Genomic DNA, 16,741 nt, shown 5'->3' with positions numbered 1-16,741 from the left:
TGAACAGCATTACCTGTAGGAGCGAGGCTTGCCCGCGAAGGCGGTGTGTCAGTCGGCATCAGTGTTGAATGGCACACCGCCTTCGCGGGCAAGCCTCGCTCCTACAGAGTGAATCTGGCTAGTGGATCTGGTGCATGCGCAGGTTCAGGTCGTCGACCACATGGGCCCAGTCGGCGTCTTCACGCAGTTGTTCCTTGAGGAAGCCGGCTTGTTGCGGGGTCCAGAATTCGGCATCGATGAGCTTTTTGTCATCGGCCAAGGGCGAATGACAGGCGATGAAATCGTCGATGGCCTTTTCGCTGGAGTCCAGGCCGAGTTGATCGAACAAGCCTTTCAAATCATGTGTGGGGGAATCCATCTTTGTCTCCTTGCGGGATTCAAGAGTTCGATAGGGTTTAGCAGCTTTCTGCGATTTCGCCACCAATGATGGCACTAGGCTATTGCCTGTTGCTGTTCCAGCACTTACGATGCCATCGCTTTTTTTGGCGTCACCAAGCTGTCATTCAAAGAATCCGTACAGGGATGTCGTTGTTCCGGGTTTAGCCCCTTGCGGTGCTGATCTGCCCATTCCTCGCGCGATGTCTTTCGAGCCGACCCGCCCCCGATCCCGCATGAAAAGGATGTAAGCAGTGAAGCGTCTTGTTTATCTGATGGCTGTCGCACTTGGCCTGTCGTTGACTGGTTGTGTGTCTTTCACGCCGCTGGGGCCCATTGGCGAGCCCTTGAGCCCCGCACCGTCCACCCTCGATCGTAGTGCCGAGATCCGCGACGTGGTGATTTCTGCCCCGGACCTGGATGACAAGGTGCGTGTCAACGGCAGCCGGCAACTGACCGAGCAGGTCAGCGCCTATGTCGATAAGAGCGACTACTTCAAGCGCATTGTGGCGTTCCCGGCCAAGGTGGGCGAAGACGACGTGGTGCTCAAATTCAACCTGACCTCACTGGCAGGCAAACGCACCATGCATCCGGCGTACATCCCTGGCGCGCTGGTGACGTTGACTATCTGGATCTGGGTCGATGGGCCGATTTATATCGATAAGTATGACCTCGCGGGCGAGCTGATCATCGAAGACCGTCAGGGTAAGCAACTGGCCAGATCGGTCGAGCAAGTCAAGCTCGACAAAAATGTAGGCATGTGGAACGCCGACTATCTCAATCCGCGTCTGGGCGGTTCCCAGTTGCGTGCCCTGATCGCTCAATTGCTGGCCAGTGCCACCCCTCAGTTGCGTACACCTTCAAAGGAACTGGCCGCCCATGAATAAATACCTTCTGACTTTGCTGCTGTTGATCAGCAGCACCCTGACAGGCTGCATTTCTTATTCCCAGCATGAATTGGCGCCGGTGGGCGAATGGCCGCCAGCGCAGGCCAGGCAGGACAAGCCCAGCGCTTATCTGCACGTGACCACCCAGCAGCAATTCAACGGCGAACTGTCGGGTGGCGTCGGCAATCCGGCGCTGGTGGAACAGCACATGCTGGAAACCTTCAAGGAGTCCGGGCAGTTCAAAAGCGTGACCACGGACAAGGTCGACTCGAACCTGTACGTGACGAGTACTTTGACTAACAACGAGCAGGGGAATATCGCGAGTGCCTGGCTGACCGGCTTCACGTTCTTCGTGATTCCGACAACGTTCAGCAACACCTTCACGCTGGAAACGGTGTTCAAGGATCGCGAAGGCAACGTGTTGGGCAAAATCGTCAAACAGGAGAGCACGCGTACCTGGATGCAGATTTTGCTGGTTGTCGGCTTGCCGTTCAATGAACGTGGGGACGCGGTGCTCAAGCACCTGACCCAAAACACGCTGGATGAAGCGGTCAAGCGCAAACTGATCTGACCGGTTATCGAATGAAGGCGTGCTATCTGTGCAAGGGTGGCACGCCGCAAACCTCTCTCTTCCCCCCCTCCGATCTCAGGCTTTCAATGCCCCGTCATCGACGGCAAGCTTCAGGGCTTTCGCGGCTTCCTGGGCGGCGACGGCCGCGACATCCGCGGTCTTGAACCAGCGATCCTTTTCGACCTGGTGATACGTCACAGTGGTCAACGGCGGTTTGGCGCGCATGATAATGACCGCCTGGAATTCGCCTTCGACCTCTCTGGCTTCGCCCCGGATAAAAAATTCACCGATATCAAATTCCGTCACGTAGCAGTCTTCCCTTGGAAATAGTTGTTGTGTTGAACGCCGTCCGCCCTGTGGACGGGTTTCATTGGTCGGGCAGTATGGCAGTAGTTGCCTGCCGGCGGCTGAGTTAAGTCGCCGGCATGACGAAACGTCTATAGAAGTGAAAGCGGCAGGTGCCTCAGCTGCGTGCCTCGAGTGAACGGGCAAGGGCGCAGGCTTCGTTATGATTGCCGCGGAAACCTCTTACACGTCCGGTGGATATTTCCCTGATGTGAAAAAAGGCGTTTCCGGCTAATACCACCTGAAAACGCGGAAGTAGACGCTCTTCGGGCAGGAAGTCTTGCTGGCAAAGCACCATCGAATGCAGAGGTGACGAGCCGTTTGTGTGCCGAGTATGAGGCTGGGCGAAGTGAGTCAGTGTGCACATATGAAGTCCTTTTCGTGGTTTTACCGACGTGTGTACGTTGTTATGGGTAGTCTCGGTGAGCATGGCTGCTCTAGAATCGCCATCAATGGTTGGCGATTGATGCCCATCTAAAGCAATTTTTTACTGGCGATATGTCGGAAAAGTGCTTTTTTTAAAGAGAATTTTCCCTAAAGTTGGTAATCCGGTTTTATCTGGCCGTCAGAAGGGCGTTTTCCTTCAACATCTGACGACCGCCAGGCAAGACGACGTGAGGGATGTTCCAGTAATCTTCTCAAACCTCGCGATGAATGGGCCCTCTGCTCATTCCAGGATTCGACCCGGGTCATTTGGCTACACCTCGGCATTGCCGCTTTTTTCTGCTGTGCGCGTTTCCCGCGTACGGCGTCATTTTCAGATGTGGGGATGTTTCCTTGGCAGTAAGTAATCTCGATATGCATGCTTTGTTCGTACTGGGTGATTTGCGCGCAAAGCTGGTTAAACAGTTCCAGTCACGTTTCGTCTACATCACCGAACAGAACGCTGAAGGCATTTACATTGCCGAGCTCGACACTGAATCAGCGCTGGTGGTGGATGACAAACCAGGGCTTAAACTCAAGGTCGGCGATCATTTCAGCGCCTCCGTATTGCCCAGCCGCGAAGGCGGCAAGCTGGACATCAAGTTCCGCGAAATCAAGCTGACGGTGTACGGGCTGGGGGATTACGCGTTCGTGACCACCGCAGACGGCCACGGCATTGTGTTCAAGGAAGGTCATAGCGTGGTGATGGTGTTTGCGGCCCATCAACAATTGCAGGAAGGCCTGACCAAAACCCTGAAAGCCGTGACTGCCAAGGCCGCCAAGTGGCGCAAGGGCGAACTGGTGACCTTCAAGGCCAGCGAGTAATGACCCTGACCCGCGCCGATTTCCACGAACAGAACCAGGCCAGTGCCCACGCCGAGGCGCAGCGCCTGTTGGCTCAAAAGGCCGTTCTGCAGGGGGGCTGGCTGAATTGGGTGGCGTCACAGATCTACCTGTTGCGTCCGGCGGCGTACGCCAGCATGGTCAGAAGAGAGCTTGCGCGCTTGCAGGAACCTTGCGAAAAGTAATCCAGTCCCCTCGAAAGCAGGAACCTCTACTACAGTCAATTGACTGAGTATCCAGAGGCTTGCGGTCTTCTTTGTCAGGCCATCCTGCTATTGCTGTGAACAGCACGAGGTGCTAAAGCATGAAGGGATTTCGACGGTTACTGGCCGCTACCCTGGCCACGTTCGGTTTATTGGCTTCACCCGTTCCGGTGTTCGCTGCCCAGGCGCCGATCCATTTCGCCGACCTGAACTGGGAAAGCGGCAGCCTGATCACCGATATCCTGCGGATCATCGTCGAGAAGGGCTACGGCTTGCCGACCGACACCTTGCCGGGGACGACCATTACCCTGGAGACCGCATTGGCCAACAATGACATTCAGGTCATTGGCGAAGAATGGGCCGGTCGCAGCCCGGTCTGGGTCAAGGCTGAGGCCGAGGGCAAAGTGGCGAGCCTGGGCGACACGGTCAAAGGCGCCACCGAGGGCTGGTGGGTGCCGGAGTACGTGATCAAGGGCGATCCGGCCAAGGGCATCAAGCCGCTGGCGCCGGGCCTGCGCAGTGTCAGCGATCTGCCACGCTACAAGGACGTGTTCAAAGACCCGGAAACCCCGGGCAAGGGGCGTTTTCTCAACAGCCCGATCGGCTGGACGTCGGAAGTGGTCAACAAGCAGAAGCTCAAGGCCTATGGGCTGGACGACAGCTACGTGAACTTTCGCAGTGGTTCGGGGGCGGCACTGGACGCAGAGATCAGTTCGTCGATTCGTCGCGGCAAGCCGGTCCTGTTCTATTACTGGTCCCCGACACCGTTGCTCGGTCGCTTCAAGCTGATTCAGTTGCAAGAGCCACCGTTCGACGCCGAAGCCTGGAAAACCCTGACTGACGCCGACAACCCCAATCCGAAACCGACTCGCTCGCTGCCCTCGAAGCTGTCCATCGGCGTGTCCACGCCATTTCAGAAACAGTACCCGCAGATTGCCGAGTTCTTCACCAAGGTCGATTTACCGATCGAAGCTTTGAACATGGCCTTGGCTGACATGAGCGAAAAACACACCCCGCCACGTCAAGCGGCGGAGGCGTTCATGAAGGCGCACCCGGACGTGTGGCGGGCCTGGGTACCGAAGGATGTGGCGGACAAAGTTTCTGCTGAATTGAAATAAGCGGATGGCTTGGCACGCTGTGGTGTGCCTTCTGCCGCTATCGCGAGCAGGCTCGCTCCCACAGGGGAATGCGATCAAATGTGGGAGCGAGCCTGCTCGCGATAAGACCGTCAATGACGAATACCCTTACAAAAACGCGCAAGGAAGTTCATCCTGCTGCGACATTTCACACTGGATGTCTGAATATGAGCCTATTGGTCGCGCAATGGATTGCTGCAATCTTTTTGTTGATCAGCCTGGTCCACCTGTATTGGGCGGCGGGTGGCAAGTGGGGCAGCGAGGCGGCGGTGCCGCGCGTGCCCGGGGAGGGCGGTGAGGCATCAAGGCCTGCGTTCAAGCCGTCGGGCTTTGCGACGTTGCTGGTGGCTGTGGGTTTACTGCTGATCGCGATGCTGGTGTGCCTGCGGGTCGGGCTGTATCTGCCCACGGTGCATCACTGGTCGCTGCAATGGGTGATCAGCGCGATCGCGATGCTGATGTTCGCCCGGGCGATCGGCGATTCGAATTTGGTGGGGTTCTTCAAGCAGGAGAAGGGCTCGAGGTTTGCCCGGCTGGATACGTGGGCGTATTCACCGTTGTGTGTGGTGTTGGGGGCTGGATTGCTGGCAGTGGCCTGGATTTGAGCCGACCGGACTTACTGTGTTGTCTGATCTGTTGCTATCGCGGGCAAGCCCGCTCCCACAGGTTCAGTGCCGGATACAAAATGTATGTACGACATCCGTCACTGTGGGAGCGGGCTTGCCCGCGATGAGGCCTGATCAATCAACACAAACCTCTGGATTCAACTCCCACTTTCGGTCCGCCGACTACTCACCTCAGCCGGCACATCATCCCCCGCCATGCGCTTGCGAAACAACGCCGCCCGGGCCAGCAGCAGCGTGGTCACCGGCACGGTGATCGACAACAGAATCGGGATCAGCCAGGCATGCAGCACCGGCGCCGAGTTGAGCGCCGAAAAGTAAATGATCGAAGCCAATGCCACGCACCACGCGCCCAAGGTCGAGGCCAGCGCCGGCGGGTGCATGCGCTGGAAATAATCCTTCATCCGCAACAGCCCGACCGCACCGATCAGCGTAAACAGGCTGCTCAGCACCAGCAGAATTGCCACCGCTATTTCCACCCACAAAGACAGTTCAGGCCTCATTCGATCACCTCGCCACGCAGCAGGAATTTGGCCAGGGCAAACGAGCCGACGAAGCCGAACAGGGCGATCAGCAGCGCCGCCTCGAAGTAAGTGTCACTGGCATAACGAATGCCCAGCGCAAGCATCATCAGCATGGCGATGATGTACAGGTAATCCAGGGCCAGAACCCGATCCTGGGCCGACGGGCCCTTGAACAGCCGGATCAGGGTCAGAATCATCGCCATCGAGAAGATGAACAGGCTCAGCAGGATCGCGTTCGACAGCAATGCGCTCATTCGAAGATCTCCATCAAGGGGCGCTCGTAGGTCGTCTTGAAGTGCTGGATGAATTGGCTTTCGTCATCCAGATCGAAGACGTGCAGCAACAGAATGCTGCGATCGAGCGCCAATTCCGACCAGACCGTGCCGGGGACCACCGTACAGATCATCGACAGCGCCGCCAGGCCGTTGGCATCGCGCAAGTCCAGCGGCACCTTGATGAACCGCGAGCGGGGCGCACGACGGCCTGCGTTGAGTACGCCCCAGGCCACGGCGAGGTTGGACACGATCACGTCGCGCCCGACCAGCAAGAACAAACGCAGGATCACCCCAGGCCGACGAATGCGGATCGGCAGCGGCCGCAGCTTGCGCATCATCAACGGCGCGCAGAACCCCAGCATGGCGCCCAGCAGTAGATTGCCGGGGCTCATCGACAGGTTCAACACCAGCCACAGCAGCCACAGCGCCAACGACAACCAGGGTGCAGGAAACAGGCGCTTCATGGCCGCACCTCCAGCAGCGCTGTCTTGGCTTGCGGGCCTGGAATTACACGGGTTTCGAGCACCGCCATCACGTATTGCTGCGGGTTGTTCAATGCATCGGCCGCCGCTTGGGTGTAGCGCAACAGCGGTTCAGCCTTGAACGTCAGCGCAATGCTCAGCCCCAGCAGAATGACAATCGGCACGCATTCCAAGCGCCGCAGCAAGGGCGACGGCCGCTCTTGCGGGGTCCAGAAACGCTGGATGCCCAAACGCGAGAAAGCGATCAGCGAGGCCAGCCCGGACAGGATCAACAGGGCGAGCAATCCCCACGCGCCATTCGATATCGGTTCGTCGCTGCCATTACCCAGCCCCAGCGGATTGAGCAAAGCGCTGAGCAGGCTGAGTTTGCCGATAAACCCGGAAAGCGGCGGCATGCCGATGATCAGCAGGGCGCAGGCGATGAAGCTCAAGCCGAGGAACGCCATGGTCCAGGGAATCACCTGTCCGACCACGGCTTTGCGGTCGTCATCGAGGTTGAAGCCTTTGGGCGGCTGCAAGGATTCCAGGGGTCGTGGAAGCAGCTCGCCGTCATCGAACAGCGGCATTTCGTTGGCCGAACGCGAGCGCTCGATCAATTCGGCCAGCAGGAACAGTGCGCTCAAGGCCAGGGTCGAGCTGACCAGATAGAACAGCGCCGCGCCGATCAGGTTCGGCTGGGCGAAACCGATGGCCGACAACAGAATGCCTGCCGACACCAGAATGCTCAGGCTGGCCATGCGTTCCAGGCGTTGCGCGGCGAGGATCGCCACGGCGGCGCAGACGATGGTCGCCATGCCGCCGTAGATCAGCCAGTCGCCACCGAAGTACGCGGATGCGCCGGCCTGCCCGGAAAACAGCAGCGTCCACAGGCGCAGCAAGGTGTAAACGCCGACCTTGGTCATGATCGCGAACATCGCCGCCACCGGCGCGCTGGCTGCGGAGTAGGCCGGCACCAGCCAGAAATTCAGCGGCCACATCCCGGCCTTGGCCAGGAACGCCACCGCCAGAATCGCCGCGCCAGCATGCAGCAAGCCGCGATCGGCTTCCGGCACCAGCGGGATTTTCAGCGCCAGGTCGGCCATGTTCAGCGTGCCAGTAACGCCGTAGATCAGCGCCGCGCCAATCAGAAACAGCGACGAGGCCAGCAGGTTGATCGAGATGTAATGCAGCCCCGACGACACCCGCGCCCGGCCCGAACCGTGCAGCATCAGTCCGTAAGAGGCAGCCAGCAGCACTTCGAAAAACACGAACAGGTTGAACAGGTCTGCCGTCAGGAAGGCGCCGTACAGGCCCATCAACTGAATCTGGAACAGCGCGTGGAAACTCGAACCGGCACCGTCCCAGCGGGCCATGGCGAACAGCAACGCGCTGACGCCGATGATTCCGGTCAGCACCAGCATCAGCGCCGACAGACGATCGACTACCAGCACAATGCCGAACGGCACCTGCCAGTTGCCCGGCAGGTACACACCGATGGAACCGGGCACGCCGGTGGTTTGGGTCCATTGCAGCAGCATCACGGCAATGCCCAGCCCCAGCAGGCTGGAGAACAGATTGATTTTGGCCTTTAACGGACGGTGCTTCTCGCCCAGCATCAGCATTACCGCGGCGGTCAGCAGCGGTAGCAGAATCGGTGCAGCGATCAGGTGCGCCATCGGATTCATTCTTTAGGCTCCCGGCCATCCACATGGTCGGTACCGGTCAGGCCCCGGGAGGCGAGCAGCACCACCAGGAACAGCGCGGTCATGGCGAAGCTGATGACGATCGCGGTCAGCACCAACGCTTGCGGCAGCGGGTCGGTGTAGTGCAGCAAATCCTGAGGCACGCCGTCCTTGATGTTCGGCTCCTTGCCGATGAACAGGCTGCCCATACTGAAGATGAACAGGTTGACGCCGTAGGACAGCAGGCACAGGCCCATGACCACCTGGAATGTCCGTGGCCGCAGCACCAGCCACACGCCGGACGCGGCCAGCACACCGATGGCGATTGCGATGACTTCTTCCATCAGATGGCTCCTTGCGTGGCAGCCGCTTTGGCCACGGGCTTGGGTTGCGCGCTGGTTTTATGACCACGTACCGATTGGTGGGCGAGGGCGGTGAGGATCAACAGCGTCGAGCCGACCACCACGGCGTACACACCAATGTCAAAGAACAGCGCGCTGGCGATGTGAATGTCGCCCAGCAACGGCAATGTGAAATGCCAAGTGTGGGTGGTGAGGAATGGATAGCCAGCCGCCATCGCCCCGAGCCCGGTGACCGTGGCGAACAGCAGCCCGGTGCCCATCCAGCGCAGCGGCCGCAGGCTCATTTGCGCCTCGACCCACTGGGTGCCGGCGACCATGTATTGCAGGATGAACGCCACCGACATCACCAGACCGGCGACGAAACCGCCACCGGGTTGATTGTGCCCGCGCATGAACAGGTAGACCGACACCACAAACGCAATCGGCAGCAGCAGACGGACCAGCACCGCTGGCACCATCATGAAACCGAGGGCGGTGTCGCTGGCGTGACGCGGGTTGACCAGATCGGTGACCACGTCGGGTGCCAGCAAGCGCTGTTGGGCCGGCAGCTGCAGGCTTTCCTTCGGCGGGCGGAAGCGTCGCAACAGGGCGAACACGGCCAGGGCCACCGCCACCAGCACGGTGATTTCGCCGAGGGTGTCGAAGCCACGGAAGTCCACCAGCATCACGTTGACCACGTTGCTGCCGCCGCCTTCGGGCAGGGCGCGACTGAGGTAGAACGAGGAAATATCGTTGGGTGTCTGGCGGGTCAGCATCGCGTAGGAGAGTAATGCCATGCCGCCACCGACCGCGATCGACAGCAGCAAGTCGCGGATACGGCGGATGCGGGCCTTGCGCAGACTGCTCGGCAACGGCGAGACCTCTTCGATCCGTCGCGGCAACCAGCGCAGGCCGAGGAGGATCAACACCGTGGTCACCACTTCCACCGCCAGTTGCGTCAGGGCCAGATCCGGCGCCGAGAACCAGACGAAGGTCACGCAGGTCATCAAGCCACAGACGCTGACCATGGTCAGGGCCGCGAGCCGGTGATACTTGGCTTGCCACGCCGCGCCAAGGGCGCAGGCAATCGCCAGCAGCCAGAGAATCACGAACACGATCGAGCCCTGAATCTTCGGCCGGTCGCCCCAGCTCAGGCTGCTGTGCAGCATCGGGATCAAGCCGGCCAGCACCGCGGCGAGCACCACCAGAAACAGTTGGGTTTGCAGGCGTCGGGTACTGATCCGCCGCTCCAGACGACGGGCCAGGCGCATCATGATCACCAGGCTGCGCTCGAACAGGCGCTTGCCGTTGAAGTGGCTGATCACCGGCGGGTGCGTGAAGCGCCCGCGCTTGAGCTGATTGCGCAGCAGCAGATAGAGAGTGATGCCGCAGGACATGGCGATCAGACTCATGATCATCGGCGCGTTCCAGCCGTGCCAGATCGCCAGGCTGTACTCGGGCAGCGTGCCGCCCACCACCGGCAATGCCGCCGCCGCGAGCAACGGGCCGACCACTTGAGCGGGGAAGATCCCCACCACCAGACAGGTGAACACCAGCAGTTCCACCGGCGCGCGCATCCAGCGTGGCGGCTCGTGCGGGGTGTGCGGCAGGTCGGTGGCGGTCGGGCCGAAGAACACGTCGACGGTGAAGCGCAGGGAATAGGCCACGCTGAACGTCCCGGCGATGGTCGCGACGATGGGCAGGGTCATCTCGATCCAGGCCGTGGCGTTGATGAACACGGTTTCGGCAAAAAACATCTCTTTCGACAGGAAACCGTTGAGCAGCGGCACGCCAGCCATGGACGCGCTGGCGACCATGGCCAGGGTCGCGGTGAACGGGATCAGTTTGATCAGGCCGCTGAGTTTGCGAATGTCCCGGGTGCCGCTTTCGTGGTCGATGATCCCGGCGGCCATGAACAGCGAGGCTTTGAAGGTGGCGTGGTTGAGAATGTGGAACACCGCGGCCACGGCGGCCAGCGGACTGTTCAGGCCCAGCAGCAAAGTGATCAGGCCCAGGTGGCTGATGGTCGAGTAGGCCAGCAGGCCCTTGAGGTCGTTCTGAAACATCGCGCAGTAAGCGCCGAGCAACAGGGTGCAGGCGCCGGCCCCGCTGACGATGTAGAACCATTCTTCACTGCCGGACAGCGACGGCCACAGGCGTGCGAGCAGGAAGACCCCGGCCTTGACCATGGTCGCCGAGTGCAGATACGCCGAAACCGGTGTCGGCGCCGCCATGGCGTGGGGCAGCCAGAAGTGGAAGGGGAATTGCGCACTTTTACTCAGGGCGCCGATCAGGATCAGGGGCAGCAGAATAGGGTAGAGGGCATGTGCGCGAATCAGATCGCCGGCGGCCAGGACCTTGTCCAGGTCATAGCTGCCGACCACATGGCCGAGCAGCATGACCCCCGCCAGCAAACACAAGCCACCGGCACCGGTGACCATCAACGCCATATAGGCGCCACGTCGCGCATCGGCGCGGTGGTGCCAGTAGCCGATCAACAGGAATGAGAAGAGGCTGGTCAGTTCCCAGAAAAACACGATCTGGATCAGGTTGCCGGAAATCACCAACCCCAGCATGGCGCCCATGAACGCCAGGAAAAACGCGAAGAAACGCGGCACCGGATCGTCCGGTGACATGTAGTAGCGGGCGTATAGCGAAACCAGCGTGCCGATGCCCAGCACCAGCATCGAGAACAGCCAGGCGAAACCGTCCATGCGCAGAACGAAGTTCAGGCCAAGGCTCGGTAACCAGAAGAATTCTTCGCGGATCACGCCGCCATGGGCGATTTGCGGGTACAAGAGGGCGACCTGGATGGTGCCGATAAGAGCAACCAGGCCAGCCAACAGCGATTCGGTGTTACGCGCGTTGTGCGGCAGCAAGGCTGCCAGACAGCTGCCGATAAAAGGCAGAAGCAGTAGAACTATCAGAGACATAGGCTTCTAATCTGCGGAAGTTTGTGAAGCATCATACGTGCCAGCTCCCGGATCACCAAACGCCAAGCTGTCGCAGAATCCTACAAAGTAAACGGAAAATTCCTGTTTATCATTGTTTCGAAAGGCCGGTTTCAACCTTCCCGGCGCCTTCGCGAGCAAGCCCGCTCCCACATTGGATTGCCGGTGTACACGTAATTGCGACACACCACAGATCCAATGTGGGAGCGGGCTTGCTCGCGAAGGCTATCTGTCAATCACCGCAGACTTCACGCCTACCTCTGTGTTTCTTGTTCCAAATCTTCCTCAGTCACTACCGCCTTACCCTTAGTCTTCAACTCACTGACAATCACCGCCGCCACAATCAACCCCGCGCCCACCAACGCAATCGCCGGCAACCGCTCTCCGGCAATCCGTCCGACAATCCCGGCCCACACCGGCTCCCCGGCATAGATCAGCGTCGCCCGCGTCGGCGAAACACTCTTCTGCGCCCAGTTCATCGCCACCTGAATCGCCGCACTCGCCGCGCCCAGGCCCAATGCGCTGCACAACAGCAACCAGGAGAACCCCGGAATCACTTCCTGAGTCGGCACCACCATCAGAAACGCCAACACCGAAGTCACCGCCAGTTGCACCACCGTCACCCGGCGCACGTCAACCTGGCCGGCATAGGTGCTGATCAGAATGATCTCTGCCGCAATCGCCACGGCGCTGATCAATGTGGCGATTTCACCGGGGCTGAAATTGAACGAAGCGCCGGCAGGTCCCGACAGCAGCATCAACCCGGTAAAGGCCAGCATGATCCCGATGCTCGGCATCAACCCCGGTCGCCGACCCAGCACCAGCCATTGCAGCAACGGCACGAACGGCACATACAGCGCGGTAATAAACGCCGACTGACTGCTGGGAATGCTCTGCAAACCCACGGTCTGCAGGCCATAACCGAGCATGATCGCCACGCCGATAAACGCCCCGGCCTTGAGTTCGAACAAGGTCAGTTCGCGCAGATGACGCCAGGAGAACAGGGCAACGATGCTCGCCGCCGCAGCAAAACGCAGACCGACGAAAAACATCGGTCCACTGACGGTCATTGCATGCTGCACCAGCAAAAAGGTCCCGCCCCAGACCATGGTGATCAGCACCAACACGCACTCAGCTTTGCTGAACCGTGAGAAACGGGAGGAAGCAGGGGAGGAGTTCACCGACGTCATGACCTTGCGCGCTACCTGAGGGAGACGCACAATGCGCCGGAAGTTGGGCAGTATACTGCGCAACACCATCAAGTGAGCAATATAGTGCACAAAGATTCCACCCAACGGGCATCGGTTCTCCAGCACGTCAGCCAGAACGTCCGACGTCTGCGCCACGCCGCCGACATGAGCCAGACCGCTTTGGCCGAAAAGTCCGGGGTCAGCCGCCGGATGCTGGTGGCCATCGAGGCCGGCGAGAAGAATGTCAGCCTGACCACCCTCGACCGCGTTGCCGAAGCGCTGGACGTAGCCTTCAGCGATCTGATCCAGGCCCCGGATGCCCGCGACCCGAGCCGCATCAACGAACTGGCATGGGCTGGCACGATTCCCGGCAGTAAAGCGGTGCTGTTGTCGAAAGCCACCGCCACCCGCGAAGTTGAACTGTGGGAATGGCGCCTCGAACCGGGCGAACATTACCCATCGGAACCGGATGCGGAAGGCTGGAGCGAACAGCTCTATGTGTTTGAAGGCTGCCTGACCCTGATGCTCGGCGACCAGCCGCAGCAAATCGCTGCCGGTGAGTTCTTCATGTTCGCCAGCAACCAGCCGCATTCCTATCGCAATGACGGGACAGTGGCGGCGCGGTTTGTGCGTAATGTGGTGATCTGACTGTTTACCGACCAACACTGGATAAGCACTTTGCTGTTTTGAAGCTGCAAGTGTTTCTCGGATAGTTAATTAAGTTATTGAAATAAAACAAATTTAAATTCAGGCACGACTCCTGCAAAAGCTCTGGGGCATTCACCAGAATCCCGGAGTCGGCCCATGACAGTCTCTGCCCAACCCCCTCGCACCGCCCATGTGATCCACTCGGACGCCGAGGCGATTGCCGTCGCTCACAAGCTCGCCGCACGCTTCGCTATCGAGGCCAGCGCTCGTGATCGCGAGCGACGTTTGCCGGTTGCCGAACTCGACGAGTTCTCCGCCAGTGGTTTATGGGGCATCACCATTCCCAAGGAATACGGCGGCGCTGGCGTGTCCTACGTGACAGTCGCCGAAGTGATCAAGATCATTTCCGCTGCCGACCCGTCCCTCGGCCAGATCCCGCAAAACCATCTGGGCGTGCTCGACATCCTGCTGCAAACCGCCACCGACGCGCAGAAGCGCTATTACTTCGGCAAAGTCCTCCAGGGTTATCGCTTCGGCAACGCCTTCTCTGAATCCAAAAGCAAGAATGCCGGTGCCTTTGAAACCCGTATTCGTTTCGATGAAGACACCGCGCAAATCGACGGCGAGAAGTTCTACTGCACCGGCGCCTTGTTCGCGCACATCGTGCCGGCGGTGGCGGTCGATGAAGAGAACAAGGCTTTCATCGCCTTCATCGAGCGCGACAATCCCGGGTTGACGGTGATCGACAGTTGGGACGGTTTCGGCCAGCGCACCACTGCCAGCGGCGGCGTGACCCTGAACGCGGTGAGCGTGCCTTTGAGCGCGGTGATCCCGGCCCACAAGGCGTTCGACGAACCCACCGCCGACGGCCCGATTTCGCAAATCATCCAGGCTGCCGTGGACACCGGCATCGCCGTCGGCGCCCTGGAAGAAACCAAGCGCTACGCTCGTGAGGCCCGACCATGGATCGACAGCCAACAGGATCACGGCTGGCAGGACCCGTTCAGCATCGCCGCGATCGGCGACCTCGAATGGCGGGTTCATGGCACCGAAGCGATCCTGAAAAAAGCCGGCCAAGCCATCGACGCCGCGTTGCTCAAACCCAATGAAGACACGGTTGCCCGCGCCTCGGTGGTGGTCGCACAGGCGAAAGTCCTCTCTGCCGAAATCGCCTTGCTCACCAGCAGCAAACTCTTCGAACTCGCCGGCACCCGCTCGGTGCTCGGCAAGTACAACCTCGACCGTCACTGGCGCAACGCCCGGACTCACACCCTGCACGATCCGGCGCGCTGGAAATATCACTTGATCGGCAACTACCTGCTCAACGGCGTGAAGCCTGCGCGCCACGCCTGGAACTGAGGAGCCCACCATGAACGCTTTGACCCAACCGATTGTTGCCGGGCAGCCCCTGGCCAAGCCTCAGCACGACCTGCACAACGCTCGCACGTTGCTCGATGCGACCCTGCGTTTCGTCCGGCAAAAGACCCAAGCCACGGATGATCCTTTCGTCATCAGCCGTTTCGGCGACTTGCACATCCGCATCGAAGTCGCCGCCGCGCTGCTCGAACGCGCTGAGGACTTTCTGAACAGCGTTGATGACGACACGGAAATCAGCGTCGCCATCGCCGAGTCGCACCTCGCCAGCGCTGATGCTTTAAATGCCGTCAGCAATGCCGAATTCGAACTCACCGGCCAACGCACCGTGTTGCCTGGATCGCTGGATGATCCGCTGCGTTGGAAACTCCACCTCATTGGCAACTTCCGCCTCAACGGCATCCATCCACCCAGCGTGCGGAGTATTGGTTGATGGCCCGTGAAATTCGTCTCAACGCCTTTGACATGAACTGCGTCGGCCACCAGTCGCCGGGTTTGTGGGCGCATCCGCGGGATCGATCCTGGCAGTACAAGGACCTCGAGTACTGGACCGATCTGGCGAAAATCCTTGAGCGCGGCAAGTTCGACGGTTTGTTCATTGCCGATGTGCTGGGCATTTATGACGTCTACAACGGCAGCGGTGACGCGGCGATTCGTCAGGCGGCGCAGGTGCCGGTCAATGATCCATTGCAACTGATCCCGCCGATGGCGCTGGTCACCGAGCATCTGGGGTTCGGCCTGACCGCGTCGCTGTCCTTCGAGCACCCGTACCCGTTCGCCCGGCGCCTGTCGACCCTCGATCACCTGACCAAGGGCCGCGCCGGTTGGAACATTGTTACGTCGTACCTGGAAAGCGGTGCGAAGAACCTCGGCCAGAAAGCCCAGACCGAACATGACGCCCGTTATGACTTCGCCGAAGAGTACCTGGAGGTTTGCTACAAGCTGTGGGAAGGCAGCTGGGAAGAGGGCGCGATTCTGCGGGATCGTGAGCGGCGGATCTTCAGCGACCCGAGCAAAATCCACGAGATCCGGCACGTCGGCAAACACTTTCAGGTGCCTGGGATTCACCTCTGTGAACCCTCGCCGCAACGCACGCCTGTGCTGTATCAGGCCGGCGCCTCGAGTCGCGGCAAGCAGTTTGCCGCCGAACATGCCGAATGCGTGTTTGTCGCCGCGCCGTCGAAAGTGCTGCTGAAGAAAACCGTGGCCGACATCCGTCGCCGGGCGGCGGAGGCGGGGCGTGATCCGTCGAAAATCCTGATCTTCAACCTGCAAACCGTGATCCTCGGCGAGACCGACGCCAAGGCCAAAGCCAAGTTTGAAGAATACAAAACCTGGGTCAGTTATGAGGGTGCCATGGCGTTGATCTCGGGCTGGACCGGGATCGACTTCAGCCAGTTCAAACCGGATGAACCGCTCAAGCACGTGCACACCAATGCCATTCAGTCGGCGGTGGAGGCGTTTTCCACGGCGGACCCGAACAAGGTCTGGACGCCGAACGAGCTGGCCGATTGGGTCGGGATCGGTGGTTTCGGACCGCTGTTTGTCGGCAGCCCCGAGACCGTTGCCGACTTGCTGCAGGAGTGGGTCGAGGAGACCGATGTTGACGGTTTCAACCTGGCGTATGCGCTGACCCACGAAACCTTTATCGATGCTGTGGAGTTGCTGGTGCCGGAGTTGCAGAAGCGTGGGGCGTACAAGACCGACTATGCGCCGGGGACCTTGCGCGAGAAGTTGTTTGGTGAGGGGGCGCGATTGCCGCAGATACATCCGGGGGCCGGTTATCGAGACCTGGCGGGGTTGCGTCAGCAGGAGAAGAAAGTGGCGTCTGCCTAGATGCCATCGCGGGCAAGCCACGCTCCCACAGGTTTCGTTTCGCCGGCGATATT

General features: G+C 60.0%; 20 protein-coding genes. 10 read left to right on the top strand and 10 right to left on the bottom strand.

Features of this window, described 5'->3' with window-relative positions; all coding sequences use genetic code 11:
* Nucleotides 1-118 precede the first annotated feature (118 nt).
* Complete coding sequence (locus AB7M22_RS15265) at nucleotides 119-358, bottom strand: DUF2789 domain-containing protein (RefSeq protein ID WP_008012122.1); 240 nt, start codon at nucleotides 356-358, stop codon at nucleotides 119-121.
* 271 nt (nucleotides 359-629) lie between these two features.
* Here AB7M22_RS15265 and AB7M22_RS15260 point away from each other — a divergent pair, with 271 nt between their 5' ends.
* Both AB7M22_RS15260 and AB7M22_RS15255 read left to right on the top strand, forming a co-directional pair.
* A complete protein-coding gene (locus AB7M22_RS15260) occupies nucleotides 630-1,262 on the top strand; it encodes a hypothetical protein (protein ID WP_454186927.1) in 633 nt (210 codons plus the stop codon).
* Entirely contained in the window at nucleotides 1,255-1,833 is a 579-nt protein-coding gene (locus AB7M22_RS15255) for a hypothetical protein (RefSeq protein ID WP_007907882.1), read from the top strand. Before AB7M22_RS15260 ends, AB7M22_RS15255 begins: the two co-directional genes overlap by 8 nt.
* Before the next feature lie 75 nt (nucleotides 1,834-1,908).
* Here the strand turns inward: AB7M22_RS15255 and AB7M22_RS15250 are convergent, their stop codons facing one another.
* Both AB7M22_RS15250 and AB7M22_RS15245 read right to left on the bottom strand, forming a co-directional pair.
* Entirely contained in the window at nucleotides 1,909-2,139 is a 231-nt protein-coding gene (locus tag AB7M22_RS15250) for a hypothetical protein (protein ID WP_008012117.1), read from the bottom strand.
* A gap of 157 nt (nucleotides 2,140-2,296) precedes the next feature.
* Nucleotides 2,297-2,545, bottom strand: coding sequence for a hypothetical protein (locus AB7M22_RS15245; protein ID WP_454188820.1), 249 nt, complete (start codon nucleotides 2,543-2,545; stop codon nucleotides 2,297-2,299).
* A gap of 410 nt (nucleotides 2,546-2,955) precedes the next feature.
* Between AB7M22_RS15245 and AB7M22_RS15240 the strand changes: the two genes are divergently transcribed.
* The 4 genes from AB7M22_RS15240 to AB7M22_RS15225 all read left to right on the top strand — a co-directional run bounded on the left by AB7M22_RS15240 (nucleotide 2,956) and on the right by AB7M22_RS15225 (nucleotide 5,388).
* Nucleotides 2,956-3,426: a hypothetical protein gene (locus tag AB7M22_RS15240; protein WP_007907879.1), complete on the top strand. Its 471-nt coding sequence runs from the start codon at nucleotides 2,956-2,958 to the stop codon at nucleotides 3,424-3,426.
* Entirely contained in the window at nucleotides 3,426-3,629 is a 204-nt protein-coding gene (locus AB7M22_RS15235) for a hypothetical protein (RefSeq protein ID WP_008012114.1), read from the top strand. The genes AB7M22_RS15240 and AB7M22_RS15235 overlap by 1 nt, the downstream gene beginning before the upstream one ends.
* A gap of 119 nt (nucleotides 3,630-3,748) precedes the next feature.
* Nucleotides 3,749-4,765, top strand: coding sequence for an ABC transporter substrate-binding protein (locus AB7M22_RS15230; protein WP_454186926.1), 1,017 nt, complete (start codon nucleotides 3,749-3,751; stop codon nucleotides 4,763-4,765).
* Nucleotides 4,766-4,950: 185 nt separating this feature from the next.
* The gene (locus AB7M22_RS15225) at nucleotides 4,951-5,388 is read left to right on the top strand and encodes a DUF3995 domain-containing protein (RefSeq protein WP_048397043.1); all 438 of its coding nucleotides are present in this window, start codon (nucleotides 4,951-4,953) and stop codon (nucleotides 5,386-5,388) included.
* A 158-nt stretch (nucleotides 5,389-5,546) separates the two neighbouring features.
* Here AB7M22_RS15225 and AB7M22_RS15220 read toward each other — a convergent pair whose 3' ends face one another.
* The 7 genes from AB7M22_RS15220 to AB7M22_RS15190 form a co-directional block, all read right to left on the bottom strand.
* Nucleotides 5,547-5,909 (bottom strand): Na+/H+ antiporter subunit G, encoded by a 363-nt coding sequence (locus tag AB7M22_RS15220; protein ID WP_008012109.1) that lies wholly within the window; start codon nucleotides 5,907-5,909, stop codon nucleotides 5,547-5,549.
* Nucleotides 5,906-6,184 carry a K+/H+ antiporter subunit F gene (locus tag AB7M22_RS15215; protein WP_008012107.1) on the bottom strand — a complete coding sequence of 93 codons (279 nt, stop codon included), beginning with the start codon at nucleotides 6,182-6,184 and terminating at the stop codon, nucleotides 5,906-5,908. The genes AB7M22_RS15220 and AB7M22_RS15215 overlap by 4 nt, the downstream gene beginning before the upstream one ends.
* On the bottom strand, nucleotides 6,181-6,669 hold the full coding sequence (locus tag AB7M22_RS15210; protein ID WP_007895416.1) for a Na+/H+ antiporter subunit E: 489 nt from the start codon (nucleotides 6,667-6,669) through the stop codon (nucleotides 6,181-6,183). The genes AB7M22_RS15215 and AB7M22_RS15210 overlap by 4 nt, the downstream gene beginning before the upstream one ends.
* Nucleotides 6,666-8,351 (bottom strand): monovalent cation/H+ antiporter subunit D, encoded by a 1,686-nt coding sequence (locus AB7M22_RS15205; protein ID WP_454186925.1) that lies wholly within the window; start codon nucleotides 8,349-8,351, stop codon nucleotides 6,666-6,668. Before AB7M22_RS15205 ends, AB7M22_RS15210 begins: the two co-directional genes overlap by 4 nt.
* A complete protein-coding gene (locus tag AB7M22_RS15200; RefSeq protein ID WP_008029186.1) occupies nucleotides 8,348-8,692 on the bottom strand; it encodes a Na+/H+ antiporter subunit C in 345 nt (114 codons plus the stop codon). The genes AB7M22_RS15205 and AB7M22_RS15200 overlap by 4 nt, the downstream gene beginning before the upstream one ends.
* Nucleotides 8,692-11,622 (bottom strand): monovalent cation/H+ antiporter subunit A, encoded by a 2,931-nt coding sequence (locus AB7M22_RS15195; protein WP_454186924.1) that lies wholly within the window; start codon nucleotides 11,620-11,622, stop codon nucleotides 8,692-8,694. The genes AB7M22_RS15200 and AB7M22_RS15195 overlap by 1 nt, the downstream gene beginning before the upstream one ends.
* Before the next feature lie 272 nt (nucleotides 11,623-11,894).
* Entirely contained in the window at nucleotides 11,895-12,899 is a 1,005-nt protein-coding gene (locus tag AB7M22_RS15190) for a DMT family transporter (RefSeq protein ID WP_217858546.1), read from the bottom strand.
* Nucleotides 12,900-12,914: 15 nt separating this feature from the next.
* Between AB7M22_RS15190 and AB7M22_RS15185 the strand changes: the two genes are divergently transcribed.
* The 4 genes from AB7M22_RS15185 to AB7M22_RS15170 all read left to right on the top strand — a co-directional run bounded on the left by AB7M22_RS15185 (nucleotide 12,915) and on the right by AB7M22_RS15170 (nucleotide 16,688).
* The gene (locus AB7M22_RS15185) at nucleotides 12,915-13,478 is read left to right on the top strand and encodes a helix-turn-helix domain-containing protein (RefSeq protein ID WP_454186923.1); all 564 of its coding nucleotides are present in this window, start codon (nucleotides 12,915-12,917) and stop codon (nucleotides 13,476-13,478) included.
* Between the two features lie 156 nt (nucleotides 13,479-13,634).
* Nucleotides 13,635-14,837, top strand: a complete 1,203-nt coding sequence (locus AB7M22_RS15180; RefSeq protein WP_454186922.1) for an SfnB family sulfur acquisition oxidoreductase — start codon at nucleotides 13,635-13,637, stop codon at nucleotides 14,835-14,837.
* A gap of 10 nt (nucleotides 14,838-14,847) precedes the next feature.
* Complete coding sequence (locus AB7M22_RS15175) at nucleotides 14,848-15,285, top strand: acyl-CoA dehydrogenase (protein ID WP_454186921.1); 438 nt, start codon at nucleotides 14,848-14,850, stop codon at nucleotides 15,283-15,285.
* Nucleotides 15,285-16,688, top strand: coding sequence for an LLM class flavin-dependent oxidoreductase (locus tag AB7M22_RS15170; protein WP_454186920.1), 1,404 nt, complete (start codon nucleotides 15,285-15,287; stop codon nucleotides 16,686-16,688). The genes AB7M22_RS15175 and AB7M22_RS15170 overlap by 1 nt, the downstream gene beginning before the upstream one ends.
* Nucleotides 16,689-16,741 lie beyond the last annotated feature (53 nt).

This window comes from Pseudomonas sp. ADAK2 TE3594 (assembly GCF_053628675.1).
The sequence above is the reverse complement of the archived record's forward strand: the minus strand, read 5'-3'. Positions and strand labels throughout refer to the sequence as shown.

Coding starts and splice junctions, on each gene's coding strand:
- AB7M22_RS15265 (WP_008012122.1), bottom strand. CDS start 358: ATGGATTCCCCCACACATGATTTGAAAGGCTTGTTCGATCAACTCGGC.
- AB7M22_RS15255 (WP_007907882.1), top strand. CDS start 1,255: ATGAATAAATACCTTCTGACTTTGCTGCTGTTGATCAGCAGCACCCTG.
- AB7M22_RS15245 (WP_454188820.1), bottom strand. CDS start 2,545: ATGTGCACACTGACTCACTTCGCCCAGCCTCATACTCGGCACACAAAC.
- AB7M22_RS15235 (WP_008012114.1), top strand. CDS start 3,426: ATGACCCTGACCCGCGCCGATTTCCACGAACAGAACCAGGCCAGTGCC.
- AB7M22_RS15230 (WP_454186926.1), top strand. CDS start 3,749: ATGAAGGGATTTCGACGGTTACTGGCCGCTACCCTGGCCACGTTCGGT.
- AB7M22_RS15225 (WP_048397043.1), top strand. CDS start 4,951: ATGAGCCTATTGGTCGCGCAATGGATTGCTGCAATCTTTTTGTTGATC.
- AB7M22_RS15220 (WP_008012109.1), bottom strand. CDS start 5,909: ATGAGGCCTGAACTGTCTTTGTGGGTGGAAATAGCGGTGGCAATTCTG.
- AB7M22_RS15215 (WP_008012107.1), bottom strand. CDS start 6,184: ATGAGCGCATTGCTGTCGAACGCGATCCTGCTGAGCCTGTTCATCTTC.
- AB7M22_RS15210 (WP_007895416.1), bottom strand. CDS start 6,669: ATGAAGCGCCTGTTTCCTGCACCCTGGTTGTCGTTGGCGCTGTGGCTG.
- AB7M22_RS15205 (WP_454186925.1), bottom strand. CDS start 8,351: ATGAATCCGATGGCGCACCTGATCGCTGCACCGATTCTGCTACCGCTG.
- AB7M22_RS15200 (WP_008029186.1), bottom strand. CDS start 8,692: ATGGAAGAAGTCATCGCAATCGCCATCGGTGTGCTGGCCGCGTCCGGC.
- AB7M22_RS15195 (WP_454186924.1), bottom strand. CDS start 11,622: ATGTCTCTGATAGTTCTACTGCTTCTGCCTTTTATCGGCAGCTGTCTG.
- AB7M22_RS15190 (WP_217858546.1), bottom strand. CDS start 12,899: ATGGTGTTGCGCAGTATACTGCCCAACTTCCGGCGCATTGTGCGTCTC.
- AB7M22_RS15180 (WP_454186922.1), top strand. CDS start 13,635: ATGACAGTCTCTGCCCAACCCCCTCGCACCGCCCATGTGATCCACTCG.
- AB7M22_RS15175 (WP_454186921.1), top strand. CDS start 14,848: ATGAACGCTTTGACCCAACCGATTGTTGCCGGGCAGCCCCTGGCCAAG.
- AB7M22_RS15170 (WP_454186920.1), top strand. CDS start 15,285: ATGGCCCGTGAAATTCGTCTCAACGCCTTTGACATGAACTGCGTCGGC.